The organism is Niallia nealsonii (assembly GCF_002835805.1).
GTDB lineage: Bacteria > Bacillota > Bacilli > Bacillales > Cytobacillaceae > Niallia > Niallia nealsonii.
On the sequence record NZ_PISE01000054.1, the window covers coordinates 1 to 14824 of the forward strand.

At 36.6% G+C, this 14824-nt stretch carries 8 protein-coding genes and 3 rRNA genes; all 11 read left to right on the top strand.

The features are described from left to right. Window positions 1-195, top strand: a 23S ribosomal RNA gene (locus tag CWS01_RS19925); the annotation flags it as partial. 197 nt (window positions 196-392) lie between these two features. Beyond that, window positions 393-509 (top strand): 5S ribosomal RNA (gene rrf, locus CWS01_RS19930). Window positions 510-1078: 569 nt separating this feature from the next. Beyond that, complete coding sequence (locus CWS01_RS19935; protein WP_157827707.1) at window positions 1079-2812, top strand: sensor histidine kinase; 1734 nt, start codon at window positions 1079-1081, stop codon at window positions 2810-2812. Continuing rightward, window positions 2799-4379: a response regulator transcription factor gene (locus CWS01_RS19940; RefSeq protein ID WP_235852133.1), complete on the top strand. Its 1581-nt coding sequence runs from the start codon at window positions 2799-2801 to the stop codon at window positions 4377-4379. Before CWS01_RS19935 ends, CWS01_RS19940 begins: the two co-directional genes overlap by 14 nt. Window positions 4380-4575: 196 nt before the next feature. Further along, entirely contained in the window at window positions 4576-5850 is a 1275-nt protein-coding gene (locus CWS01_RS19945; RefSeq protein ID WP_101178958.1) for an ABC transporter substrate-binding protein, read from the top strand. A gap of 62 nt (window positions 5851-5912) precedes the next feature. Continuing rightward, window positions 5913-6899 (top strand): carbohydrate ABC transporter permease, encoded by a 987-nt coding sequence (locus tag CWS01_RS19950; RefSeq protein ID WP_101178959.1) that lies wholly within the window; start codon window positions 5913-5915, stop codon window positions 6897-6899. A gap of 1 nt (window position 6900) precedes the next feature. Beyond that, a complete protein-coding gene (locus CWS01_RS19955; protein ID WP_101178960.1) occupies window positions 6901-7722 on the top strand; it encodes a carbohydrate ABC transporter permease in 822 nt (273 codons plus the stop codon). A gap of 37 nt (window positions 7723-7759) precedes the next feature. Continuing rightward, on the top strand, window positions 7760-10120 hold the full coding sequence (locus tag CWS01_RS19960; protein WP_101178961.1) for an alpha-L-rhamnosidase-related protein: 2361 nt from the start codon (window positions 7760-7762) through the stop codon (window positions 10118-10120). 377 nt (window positions 10121-10497) lie between these two features. Then, window positions 10498-11400 carry an ROK family protein gene (locus CWS01_RS19965; RefSeq protein ID WP_101178962.1) on the top strand — a complete coding sequence of 301 codons (903 nt, stop codon included), beginning with the start codon at window positions 10498-10500 and terminating at the stop codon, window positions 11398-11400. A 304-nt stretch (window positions 11401-11704) separates the two neighbouring features. Beyond that, window positions 11705-11822, top strand: a 5S ribosomal RNA gene (rrf, locus tag CWS01_RS19970). Between the two features lie 666 nt (window positions 11823-12488). Beyond that, window positions 12489-14783, top strand: a complete 2295-nt coding sequence (locus CWS01_RS19975; protein ID WP_101178963.1) for a glycoside hydrolase family 3 C-terminal domain-containing protein — start codon at window positions 12489-12491, stop codon at window positions 14781-14783. The last annotated feature ends 41 nt before the right edge of the window (window positions 14784-14824 follow it).

Consider the following 14824-nt stretch of genomic DNA (forward strand, 5'->3'; position numbering starts at 1 on the left):
AAAGGCATAGCTGGGTAGCTATGTGCGGAAGGGATAAGTGCTGAAAGCATCTAAGCATGAAGCCCCCCTCGAGATGAGATTTCCCATAGCGTAAGCTAGTAAGATCCCTGAAAGATGATCAGGTTGATAGGTTTGAGGTGGAAGCGTGGCGACATGTGGAGCTGACAAATACTAATAGATCGAGGACTTAACTAAAAGAAAAGCGGAAGAAGCCCGCTTAAATCGATAGGATGTTGGAACTCGCAAGAAGAAGTCGTTCTTTGACTTCGTACGAGTGAGTGAAACAGCCGTACGATTTGGCTTCAGCAGCTGGACAAAACAAATGATTACTCATTCTTTCTTCTTACACATAATCTAGTTTTGAGGGAACAACTCTCTAAACAAATGAATAGTCTGGTGGCGATAGCGAGAAGGTCACACCCGTTCCCATACCGAACACGGAAGTTAAGCTTCTCAGCGCCGATGGTAGTTGGGGGCTCTCCCCCTGTGAGAGTAGGACGTCGCCAGGCATACCAAAAGAACTAATCCTTTTAGGATTAGTTCTTTTTTATATTCAATTTTACAGAAGATAAGTTAAATTTATCAACCAACTAGAGCAATGAGACAAGGAACCTGCTCATTTTTCCTTATTTCGTCACCACTACTTGGATGATCTCAATAACTACTAATCGGAAGTGTTTTCGTCCTTCACGTTTCTTATTGTAAAGCTCTCTTAGTTTTTTATAGCGCGCGATAATCGTATCAGTCGTTTTCTTTTTATGGACATCACGAATACTCTATCTAATGACGATTTGGCAAAAATGATAAGAGAAGAAATGAGCCTTAATTTGGGTAAATCCCAATGCTCGTAAATGATATTTAGAATGCTTTTATTTACTGATCAATCAGATTTTTGTTTCCATTTTCTAAAGTTGGATAATCCCTATCGTGCAAAACAGAGTAGAGGGAGTCAAAATAATTTAATATCTTGATTAATGAAACAATAGAAGAGAAAATTGATATAGGTTATCTCGGAAGTATAGAACTCCTTAGTGGTAAGACCAGAAGTGAGGGAGTACTTACTAAAAAGGAGGATTGTATGTGGACTTTTGAGTGGTATAAACTGAGAAATTGGAAACTACAGAATAAATTAATCATCATCTATATCCCTCTTATTGTCTTACCATCTGTGGTTAGTCTTATTGTACTAACAAACAGTTATAATCAAACTTCACAAAAGATTATTGGTCATTATTCTAAGACTATAATTAATTTAACTAGGGATAAAATTGATACACAAGTATCCGATTATAATGATTTGAGTTTAAAAGTATTTACAAAAACTGAAATTAGTCAATTATTTGAAGATATACCAAAAAATCAGTTTGAAAGGTTAAGCATTCAAAGGAAATTGGATCAATATACTCGTCCTATAATTGGAGAAATTGATATAAACAATATCATATCATGTGTTTTCATAACGAAATCTGGACGTTTCGTAGTAGGGAGTGATAATGCCGATTATTATAATGATTACGAACAAGCGTTTATTGATAATATTGAAAAAGCTAAAGGTGCACCAATCTGGTTTAACCCTCGTGAGTTTCGTGTTGGGAGCCAAAAGGTACAAGCTTTTCGCCTAGCACGTGTTATTAAAGATAATAACTTTCAGCCAATTGGCATCGCCTATTTGGTTATAAATTCGCGTTGGCTTCAAAATACTTTAGAATCTGCTCAAATAGGGTCAGGAGTACAATTAGCATTGAGAGATTCAAGAAATCAAGTAGTAGTTAAAAAAGATATGCATTCAGATAAATCATCAAAGGATACACTCGATATAGTAGCTCAAAGCAAGGAAAACAGCTGGAGTGTATTTGCTTCCTTCTCGTTGGACGAGCTTTATCGAACTGTAAATCGCATGAGTAGTTTTGCAATAGGTCTTATAGCTCTTTGTACGGTGGTTGGGTTAGTAGCAACCTATATTTTTGTAATCGATCTGGTTATACCTATAAAACATCTCAGGGAAAATATGCACCAAGGTATAAAAGGAATCCGGCCTCATTTAATGACAAAATTCAAGGGAGCAAGAGAAATTGGTGAGCTGAATGATTTGTTTATCTCAGTCTTATACGAAATTTATAATTTGGTTGAAGAAGTGAAGGGAAATGAGAAGAAAAAGAGAAAAGCAGAATTAAAATTATTGCAGAACCAGCTCTCTCCACATTTTTTATATAATACATTAAATTCAATACGCTGGATGGCTCTTATTAGAAAACAGGATCATATTCGTGAAATGGTTGATGCTTTAACTCATCTGTTGACCTACTCGCTGCGCAATACGGATGAACTAGTGCTGCTAAAGGATGAATTGTCTGTTATGCAAGAATATGTAAAAATACAAAAAGTTCGTTATCAAAATTTTCAATTTACAATTCATATAGAAGACGATCTGGAAAATGTAGAAATTTTTAAGTTTTTGTTACAGCCATTAATTGAGAATGCGCTGGTTCACGGTTTGTCTAGTATTGATAGACCTGGGGAAATTAAACTGTTTATTAAGGAAAGTAATAATCAGCTCCTCATACAGGTGTCTGATAATGGAACGGGTATTCCAGATGAACGTTTATTATCTCTTCAGGAAATGTTGGCTGGAAAGAACGAGGGAAATAGCATAGGCTTAAGAAGTGTGCAAGAACGTATTCAGATGCATTATGGTTCTCAGTACGGTTTGCAGATATTAAGTATGGAAGGAATGGGAACTACCATGGAAATACTTATACCCTTAATAAGAGATGTGGAGGTGGAGACTGTTGAGGAAAGTGATGATTGTTGATGATGAATCACTTGTTCGTATAGGATTTCAAACCATCATTGACTGGGAAAATCACGGCTACCATGTATCCGGTGTTTACCGAAATGGTCTGGAGGCTTGGGAGGCGATAGAACATGAAGGGCCGCCTGATGTATTGCTGACAGATATTCGGATGCCTGAAATGGACGGACTGGAACTCATACATCGAATTCGAGAGAAAAACATTGTTATGAACATTTTAATACTTAGTAGCCATGAGGAATTCAAATACTTAAGAACCTCTATACAACTGGGAGTTCAAGATTATATTTTGAAGCACTTGTTTGATCCAGATGAATTAATTCAAATCCTTAACCAGTTAAATTATTCACATTTGACAGAATCATCTATAGAAGAACAAATCGTTGTTGCGGATTTGGATTTAGAAAAACAATTGTTGCTACGCAAAACGAGAACGTTATCGGGAATTATAATGAAGGAAACGGGTATAGAAGTTGCTAGTTATCCAAATTTGTTGAGAAAATGGAATAATAATGAAACCCATGGGTGCTGGATTGTTATTAGAGCACTTCCTAGTCAAAATGGTTATTTAGATTCAGATTTAAAAGCTCTAGGTTATTTATTGCAAGAATTGATTGAACGGTTTAGTCAGAACGTTTATATTGGGATGGATCAAAATCTGTTCCACTTCCAATGTTTTCCTGAATCAGAAGTTAATATTGTGGACGAGAAAATTTTTGCAGAGATTTCGGATACTGTTCGACATAACTTAAATATTCCTATTGTAGTAGGGATTAGTGAAAGAGGAGCATTTTTGACAGAAATGATAAAGATGCGTAAGCAGGCTGAAGACGCTGTATATAAGTCCTTTTATTTTGGAGCAGGAATATATCAATATAATTCTGCGCGTCCGATGACAAATATAATGGCTTCAGAATGGGTAGATTTGAAAAAGAAGGCTTTAGAATTATTAAAGGATAAACAACGGGATAGCATTTATAAGTGGATGAGTGGGGTAGGAGAGCTGTTTGCAGAGAAATATACACCAGAGGAGGCAGTCAGATTCCTTCAAATGGTGTATCAACAGTTTATTAAAAGTAGAGCGGAAAGATTTTTAGTAGACAAGGATACTTTAGAGAAGGAAATTAATCCTCTTGTACTTACTTATGAAATATCAGAATTTGTTTCTTCGTGGCCTGAGTTGTTGCGGATTACACAGGATATGATGGAAGAGCAGGATCGAGCTTTTCTTCTTATAACACAGAGAAGTCCATGGCTAGAAACAGTAATAACATTTATTCACGAGCATTATGCTGAGTCAATTAGATTGGAAGAGGCAGCACAAATTACTAATTTCAACACAAATTATTTTAGCCAGTTGTTTCGCAATGAGACGGGTTTTACCTTCTTAGAATATGTAACTAAGGTTCGTATTGATAAAGCTAGGGAGTTACTGGAAAATCCTAAGCTTTCAGCAGAAGAAATTGCTTCCCGAATTGGTTATCCTAATGCCAACTATTTTGTTAAGGTATTTAAGAAAGTAACTGGAACCACTGTGTCGGAGTATCGGACTCTTCTAAAAAGCTGAAGAATTAGAATATTTAACTGAAGAATTAGAATCAATCCAGCCTTTCTCTAATGAAAGGGCTGGATTTTTGTTTAACATAAAAAAAAGTGCTGAAAAAATGGAAGCGTAATTAAAATTTTAATCATGGGATTTAGAATCTATAAAGATTAAGATAATAACAAGAACAACAGCTCAATATTCCAAAAGGGGGATTTATATGAAAAGAAAAATTGGAAGCGTATTCTTGAGTGTAGCTGTAACTGCGGCTGTGGCGCTTGCTGGATGTGCAAATAATACAGGTTCAAACAGTGAGGGAGAAAGTGGATCAAAAACGGTAACTCTAAAGGTTTGGGGAGATCAAGGAAATCAAGCAACAACTGAAAAGGGATTTAAGGAAATCAATGAAGTTTTCATGAAGAAAAATCCGGAGATTCAAATTGATTATCAGTATACAGGGAAGGAAGAGGTTATAGATACTGCTGTAAAATCTAACTCTTTACCGGATGTCTTCTTTGTACAAGGAAACAAAACACCTAAAATGAAAATGTACGTAGATAGTGGATCTCTTCTTCCATTAAATGATTATAAGTTGGAGACAAGCCGTTATTCAAAAGAAGCTATTGAATATGGAACAATTGATGGAAAACTTTATACTTCGCCACCTTCCTTTATGGATTCACAATTAATGTATTATAACAAAGATCTTTTTAAAAAGTACGGCCTAGAGGTTCCCAAAAATTTTGATGAATTTGTGAAAGTGGTAGATACATTAAAATCGAAAGGAATTACTCCTATTGCTATGCCAGGAAAAGATACTTGGTCTAGGTTGTGGATAGCATTTAGTCTACTACCCGCACTAGGTAATGATGCAATTGAGCGAATTAATAATGGACAAGGGGATTTCTCGGATCCTAGCATTATTAAAACTTTTCAAACAATTCGTGATTTTGCAGACCAAGGATACTTTTCAAAAGACTTAGGTTCTGTAGATACTGCTGGAGCTCAGTTAGCTTTTACAAATGGAAAAGCTGCCATGATAGCAGATGGAACATGGAATAATACCACTTATGAAAGTTCGATGAGCAATGTTGGTCGTTTTTATATTCCAGGAACGGATGGTAAGAAAACAGCACCTCAAAGTTTGAGTAATTTAATGACTTACGCAGTTTCAGCAAATACAAAGCATCCAAAAGAAGCTGCCGAATATATCAAATTTTTAGCAAGCCAAGAAGCACAGCAAATTTTTGCAACGGAAACCGGGGCAGTACCTATTATTGACGATATTAAACCAAAGGATGAAGGCGTAAAGGAATTGGCTGCTTACGATGTACTTGGACATAATATTTATACTGTTTTGACGACGGTTTCAACGGATCAGGTTAAGCTTACGGATATTTTTTTAGAAGATGTAATGCCAAAGCTGTTGACGGGGGAAATTACAGGGCAGGAAGCAGCACAAATACTGAATAAGGCACTAGCAAAAACAAAATAAACTATATTTAGACAGGCTGGGTTTCTGCCTGGCCTTTCTAATATTAGGGAGTGACGAAACAAATGCAATCAATAAAAACTACAACTAATTCAAAATTTAGTGCTCAAACTGGAAAAACATCTACGATTATGCCATGGGTAAAGAGGCATCCCTACATTTGGTTTATTGTACCAGGCTTAATTCTATATTCAATTTTTGTTATTTATCCAATTGTTTCAGCAGCAATAATGAGTTTGTACTATTCAAATGGATTTGGAGATTCAAAATTTGTAGGTTTTCAAAATTATATTGAATTATTTACTAATAAAGGGATGTACAGTCAATTCTTAAATGCCTTTAAGAATAATGTACTTTTGTTTGTATTAAATCTGTTTCTTGTGTTACCTGCACAGCTTTATTTAGCTTATTTAATTCATACGAAGATACGAGGATATCGTTTTTTTCAAACAATAATATTTGCACCACAATTTATCACCTCTACGGTCGTGATTTTTATGGGTACTCTTATTTTCGATCAAAACGTTGGAATCTTTAATCACTTACTAACATTAGTTGGACTAGAAGATTGGGTGCGAAATTGGTTAGGTGTTCCAGGTAAGGGGATGTATGTTGTGTTTTTGATCAGTGCCTGGGGGGGCATTGGCTTTAGTATGCTTTATTTTATTGGAGCAATGAAAATGCTACCTGAGGAAATTTTCGAAGCTGCATATTTAGATGGAGCAAGTTATTGGGGAAGATTTTTTCATATTGTCCTTCCTTTGCTTCGAACTAGCATCATTAATGTAATTATTATTAGTTATATCTTTTCCATGACAGTGTTTGATTATAACTATTTGCTAGGTGGTATATCTGGAGGAACTGATCATTCTATGGACGTTATGACCCTGTTTTTCTATAGAGTTGCTTTTGGGGCTAACGGAGCTATGGGTGGAACTGTTAGTGCCAACTCTATAGGAATGGGAACAACTATTGCATGTGTAATGTTTGTTGTAATTCTTATTGTGGCCATGATACAACTTAAACTTTTATCTCGTAAGGGGGAGAATTAATATGTTCCGGAGTGAACGACAATATATAAGTCGGATGATTCTATTTTTGTACTGTTCATTTACTATGTTTGTTCTCGGGTATTTAGTATGGAATTCATTTCGGTCAAAGAAAGATATTTTAACTAATACTATAGGATGGCCTAAGGAATGGAGCACTCAAGCTTATATTAACATTTTCAAAGAGGATCATTTTCAACTTAATATCTTTAGCAGCGTTATCATTTTAATTGGTTCTCTTATACTTATCATTCTTCTTTCATCGATGGTAGCGTATGGGCTAGGAATGTATAAGTTTCGTTTTAAAAAAGGAATACAGTTTTATTTTTTAATGGGAATGATGTTTCCTATGCAACTAGGCATTGTGCCTATCTTTTTGATTATTAAAAATATGGGACTAATGAATAGTGTGTGGGGAGTTATGCTTGTTATGGCAGCGGGAATTTCAACTCCTGTTCTCTTGTTAACTAATTTTTTTGCAAATTTACCGCGTTCCTTGTATGAATCGGCAAAGATCGATGGTGCTGGAGAATGGAAAATTTTCTGGAGAATTATGTTGCCTTTAGCTTCTCCAATTATTGTGAGTTTATGTATTGTAACTTCCGTTGGTATCTGGAATAACTTTTTTGTACCACTAGTCCTGTTACAAAATGACAATGTAAAAACAATTCCGCTTTCTATCATGAAGTATACGAGCAATATCATGATGAATATGGACAGTGCCTTAGCTTCTTCTGTTCTTGCCACTATCCCTATCTTAATTGCCTTTTTCTTTTTCTCCAAACGTGTTATTGAAGGAGTAGCATCAGGTGGTGTAAAGGAATAATAATCTGAAAATTTTATTTGGAAGGAGTATAAATGATATGCATCTAAACTGGGAAGAAGAGGCTAAATGGATTTGGACTCCTGATTGGACAATGGCGGATGAGAATAAGATAGGAAGCTTTGTTTATTTTCGCAAGAAATTTTACTTGGAAGAAGGACCTCATCAAGCTGAAATCAAAGTATCAGCAGATAGTCGTTATCGACTCTTTATTAATGGGGTTTCTGTTAGCTTTGGTCCATGCAAAGGAGATCGATTTACATGGTATTATGAAACGGTCGATATTAGTTCCTATCTGAGGGAAGGGGAAAATGTAATAGCAGCTCAAGTCTTGCGATACTCACCTATGAAGGATGGGAACGAGTCAGTATGGAGGACACGACTGGCTGGATTATACGTACATGGATTCATCAGAGATTCCGTTGGTCATGTAATCAATCAACTTCATACGGATGAGACTTGGTATTGTGTGAAGGATACAGCTATTTCCCTCTCGCAAGGGAGATATACAGTTTTTTTAGGCATTACGGAGGATGTAGATGGATTAAAGCTTCCTTTTGGCTGGAATGTAAGTGAATATAATGATTGTGATTGGCTCCCTGCTCTCCCTTACTCGTTTGATACATTACACGGCGGTCTGAAGCCTTGGGTGTTAACAGAAAGAGTCATTCCTTTGATGAAGGAGGAGAAGCGACGATTTTCAAATGTTCAGAGAGTCATTGATTCTGAAGTCTCAACTGAGGCGTGGCTCGATCTATTGTATCGTGATGTTCCATTGACGATTCCTGCTCACAGTAAGGTAATTGCTGAGTTGGATGCTGAGGAACTGACAACTGGATTTTTGCAGTTTGTAATGAGTCAGGGGGCAGAGGCGAAAATCCGTTTATTGTGTGCTGAATGTTACGAGCAGGAGCCTAAACTAGTACCATGGATGCGTGATAAGGGAAACCGAACAGATAGTGTAGCTGGCTCTTTATATGGAGATTATGATAGATATCATGTAGCCGGAATGATAGATAGAGTTGAAACCTATGAACCATTTTGGTTTCGGACATTTCGTTATGTACGTATTGAAATGGAAACAAAGGGACAACCACTCACACTGCATCAGTTAGATTATCGTGAAACGGGTTATCCTCTTGAAGTTACCGGTCATTTTCGTAGCTCAGATGAATCATACTCGGACTTGTGGGATATTAGTTTACGGACGCTTCAGCTTTGTATGCACGAGAGTTACGAAGATTGCCCTTATTATGAACAGTTACAGTACGCTATGGACACTCGTTCACAAATTTTATTCACGTATAATGCATCGGGAGATGATCGTTTAGCACGGAAGACATTTTATGACTTCCATAGTTCATTGCTTCCTCAAGGTTTAACACAATCACGCTATCCATCTAGCTCGCCGCAGATTATTCCAGGTTTTTCATTATATTGGATTTATATGCTTCACGACCATATGATGTATTACGGAGACGTTCAATTAATTAAGAGATACAGGTCTTCGGTGGATGCGGTATTAGACTACTATGACCGAATGCTTGACGAGCGTGGGCTGGTTGGCGCAATGCCAAGCAAATACTGGTCGTTTATTGATTGGACAGATGAGTGGAAAGAATCATTTGGTGTTCCTACGGCCTCTCATTATGGACCACTAACCATTTATAGCTTTATGTATGCGGTAGCACTTCGAAAAGCTGCAGAGATGGCAGTTTTTGTAGGTAGAGAGGGAGTCGCGTCCGAATATGAGAAAAGAGCAGAACATATCCGTGAAGCTGTAATCACACACTGTCGTTCAAGCGGGAAATCAGGTTTATTTACCGATGGACCTGGGGTAGAGCTTTTTAGTCAACACACTCAAATATGGGCTATCTTATCTGGAACGATAAAAGGAGAAGAGGCTAAGCGGGTTATGGAAACAACAATATCAGATGATTTTATTCCCAAAAGCTCGTTTGCCATGTCATTTTACTTATTCCGTGCATTGGCAGAGACTAATCTTTATGAACATACGCACTCACTCTGGAGACCCTGGAGAAAGATGGTTGATCAAAAATTGACTACTTGGATGGAAGATACTGTGAGTCAGCGAAGTGATTGCCATGGATGGGGAGCCGTGCCTCTTTATGAGTTCAGCTCGGAAATTCTTGGCGTGCAGCCAGAGGTACCTGGTTATGGTAGCATACGGATTCGCCCAAGGACAGACCATCTTACCTGGGCAAAAGGACAGGTTGCTACTCCGAAAGGAATTGTGAAAGTAGAATGGCAGCGAAGTGAAGGAGAATTTATAATTGAAGTCGATGGACCAGAGCAAACGCCATTGTCGCTCGTTTTACCTGATGGGAGTATTCAATATTTTAAGAGCGCAGCAGCTGTTAAATGCATCTTAGAGCTATAGCAAAGAAAGTCCATATTAAATGAAATGGAAAGTGAAAGTGAATATAGAAAGAATTGAATTGCGATAGATGTATTAAATAAATAGTTTAGCTGAGCAATTAACTTTCCTTTTGAGATATCGTGCAATAGGCATATCGAATGTAAGCTCTTGAAAGATAATTTGGAAGGTTCTTTATGAGATGCAAGATAGATAGTTTCAAGTTAATCTATTCTTGTAGACTATAAAGAACCGGAATGGACAGATAAGAATGGCTGTTAGCGTCCCTAAAGATATAAGAACGGTATTAGAGCATACTGAAATTCTTCTTCTCTAAATTAGTAGAGCCTTTTAAGATAATTTAAGTGCAACGAAACTAACTATAAAAAAGGAGATAATGAATGAAAAAATACATTGCTTTTGATATTGGAGGTACGAAGGTAAAGCATGGAATTATACTAGAGGATTATACTATTTTTTCACAAGATACTTATCCTACTAAATGTCACGACTTAGATTTTTTTTTGAATGATATGCTGAATACCATCTATATGTATACTAAATTACATAAAATTAGTGGGATTGCTATTAGTTTGCCTGGATATATAGATACACAAACTGGGTATTCGGAAAAAGCAGGGTCAATAACTGCATTGAATAAACAGAACCTTAAGGAATTACTAGAGAAAGAGATTCACCTTAGGGTTGAAATTGAAAATGATGGTAATTGCGTAGCGTTAGCAGAAAAGCTAAATGGAAATGCGGTTGATTGTACAGATTTTATTTGTATGACAGTTGGGACAGGTATCGGTGGAGGAATTTTTATCAACAATCAAATATTGCCGGGTACTAATTTTAGAGGTGGAGAATTTGGATTTATGATTACCCGAGGGGAGCAAAGTAACAGGAATATCATGCATCATAATGCCTCCACTTCTTCCTTGATTAATGAGTATAAACAACTTAAGGGTATAGATGTAGGGGAAGATATATCAGGTGAGGAAGTGTTTCTCGAAGCCCAAAAGAATCCAGAAGTAAAATTGTTGATTGATTATTGGCTAAAGTGTATCAGTTATGGAATTTTTAACTTGGCGGTCACTTTAAATCCACAGAAAATTTTAATTGGTGGCGGTGTGAGCGGCCGTGAAGAGCTAATCAGTGAAATTTATGCTTATTTAGAAGAAATTGAGTATTGGAAAGAATTTAAGATTCCCATTCAGTTGTGTAAACATAAAAATAACGCAGGAATGCTAGGAGCTCTTTATCATTTCAAAAGAAAAGAAAAACTTCTTTCTGTTCGATAAGTTTTATAAACATTTTATTTGTTTGATATGATTCTAAATTTGTTTAAGGTGAACCTAGTTCTTATACTAGGCTCTTTGCGTACATAAAGTTGATTATGAGAATTTTAAAACATTAACAAAAGGTTGTAATTTACTTCACTGAAAACACTTTTCACTCTTTTTTAAAATAAGAGGCTGTATCCAGTTTGTTCAACATACCTAAGGAATACTCGCCAGAGATAGTGCTGCTATACAAGAAAGAAAAGCCGTCTCCGAGTCTCTTCAACTAAGTTCACAAGGAGCTTCATCTTTAAAATATAATAAGTCTGGCAGCTATAATCAAAAGGTCACACCCCTTCTCATATTGAACACGGAAGTTGAGCTTCTCAGCGTCGATGGTGATTGGAGGCTCTCCCCCCTGTGAGAGTAGGACGTCGCCAGGCGAAATAAAAAAAGAGGGTGTCCCAAAAGTCAGTGAAAATGATTTGCGAGGGCATCCTCTTTTTTATTTGTATCCTCAGCTGTCTATATGTTAAGTTTTTATTCATTGTTAATGGAAGAAAGAGCAGATAAATTAATGCTACGTCTTTTTTAGGAACAGCATTATAACCATTAATTTCCCGATTACAGAGATCAACAAATATACATACACATATGTATTGCCATTTTTTATAGAATCTTACGTATGTTAAGTTATTTACAGCCCAAAATAATTCCTACGAAGTCATATCCTACGAAACGTAGAACAGCCTTAGAATTCTTTTGAAGGGATTCAAAAAACATCCAATTGTTTTCTATTCTAAAAAAAACGGACATAAACCAAAAAATGAACCGCTTACAAAATCGATTGAAGGCGTTACAATTAATGTGTATAAATGAGATAAATATAGAAGACCTCAGAAAGAAGTCATCCATATTAATATAAAGCCTATTGATAAACTTAAAATATTTGGTCCAATGGTAAATCAACATAGGAAAATATTGATATGGGCAGCTGAAATTGAGTTGGAATCAGCAGGGAAATAATAAAATATTTTGCTCCAAGCAAAATATTATCCAAATGTCAGGCATGTTGTATAAACAAATATTACTTTTGTTAGGGTGATTTTATGAGTAAAAATATCAAAGAGTTAATTGCAAAAATGACGTTAGAAGAAAAAGCTAGTTTATGCTCTGGTTTAGATTTTTGGCATACAAAAGGAATTGAAAGATTGGGAGTTCCTTCCATTATGGTGTCGGATGGTCCTCATGGACTTCGTAAGCAAGCAAAAGACGCTGATCATCTTGGTTTAAATCATAGTGTTCCGGCAACCTGCTTTCCTTCGGCAGTTGGATTGGCAAGCAGTTGGAACCGTGCATTAATTCAAAAAGTAGGGTCGGCATTAGGAAAGGAAGCACAAGCAGAAAATGTTGCAGTTCTTCTTGGACCAGGCGCAAATATAAAGCGTTCTCCCTTATGCGGAAGAAACTTTGAGTATTTTTCTGAGGATCCATATCTTTCAGCAGAGATGGCATCCAGCCATATAAAAGGTGTCCAAAGTGAAGGGGTGGGAACTTCCCTAAAACATTTTGCTGTCAATAATCAGGAACACCGGAGAAAGGCTATTGATGCGATTGTAGATGAAAGAACATTGCGGGAAATTTACCTTGCAAGTTTTGAAGGAGCAATAAAACAAGCGCAGCCATGGACAGCGATGAGTTCTTACAACAGAGTAAATGGAGAATATGCATCAGAGAACAAGACATTATTAACCGATATTTTAAAGGATGAATGGGGATTTGAAGGCTTTGTCATATCTGACTGGGGCGCAGTAAGTGAGTTTGTAGATAGCTTGGAAGCCGGATTAGAGCTTGAAATGCCTTCAAGCGGTGGAATTGGTGAACAGAAAATTGTAAACGCTATTTTAAGCGGAGAGTTGTTAGAGGAAAGGCTTGATTTGGCTGTAGAACGACTGTTGCGAATTATTTTTATGGCAGTTGATAACAAAAGGGAAAATGCCATCTATGATCAAGGAGCACACCATCAGCTTGCGAGAGAAGTGGCGAGAGAGAGCATAGTACTTTTGAAAAATAAAGGCGGGATTCTCCCATTAAAAAAAGAAGGCACAATTGCTGTGATTGGAGAATTCCTGAAAAAACCAAGATATCAAGGAGGAGGAAGCTCCCATGTCAATCCAACAAAACTTGAAAGCATTCTTGAAGAAATTGAAAATACCGCTGGCAAAAATGTAAACATATTATATGCCCAAGGTTATTATCTTGATAATGATGATATAGATGAATCCTTAATCAATGAGGCTAAAAAAGCAGCTTTACAAGCTGAAACAGCCGTTCTTTTTGTTGGATTGCCTGATCGCTATGAATCTGAAGGGTATGATAGAGAACATTTACGTTTACCAGAAAACCATATCCGTTTAATTCAAGCTGTGGGAGGGGTTCAGTCAAACCTAGTTGTCATTTTAAGCAATGGTGCTCCTGTAGAAATGCCGTGGGTTGATCAGGTAAAAGGCTTATTTGAAGGATACCTTGGCGGTCAGGCTTTAGGTGGCGCAATTGCTGATTTATTATTTGGCGAGGTAAGTCCAAGTGGGAAGTTGGCGGAGACCTTTCCTAAAAAACTATCTCACAATCCATCATTTCTTAATTTCCCGGGAGAAGGAGACAAGGTGGAATATAGGGAAGGCATTTTTGTAGGCTACCGTTACTATGATACGAAGGATATTGAGCCACTGTTTCCATTTGGTTATGGATTAAGCTATACAGAATTCGAATACAGCGATTTATTTATCAGTAAAAAAGAAATAAATGATACAGATACTGTCACAGTATCTGTAAATGTAAAAAATGCTGGTAAGTTAGTCGGGAAAGAAATTGTCCAGATTTATGTCAAAGATGTTGCAAGTAGTGTGATAAGACCAAATAAAGAACTAAGAGGCTTTGAAAAATTAGAATTGCAGCCAGGTGAAGAAAAAACAGTTACTTTTACCTTAGATAAAAGAGCTTTTGCTTATTATAACGCAGACCTAAAAGATTGGCATGTGGAAACGGGAGAGTTTTTGATTTTAGTTGGAAAATCGTCAAAAGAGATTGTTCTTCAAGAGACGATTCATGTTCATTCAATCATTACTCTTCATAAAGTGGTTCATCGTAATACACTTATGGGCGATTTGCTTTCCGATTCAATTCTTGCACCATTGGCAAAAGAATTGCTTGCGGAAGCAAATAAATACAATCCTTTAGCAATTATGGCAGAAGGGGAAGGCGAGATGGCTGGAATGCTGAAAGCTTCAATGAAATATATGCCATTACGGGGACTTATAAATTTTGGTCAGGGTGCTTTTACCGAAGAAATGCTATCAGAATTAATTCAGAAATTAAATGAAGAAGCAAAACAATATGTTTAAAAAGTTGGTGGATGAGGAAGGTTTTTTTCCTATGGAGATTG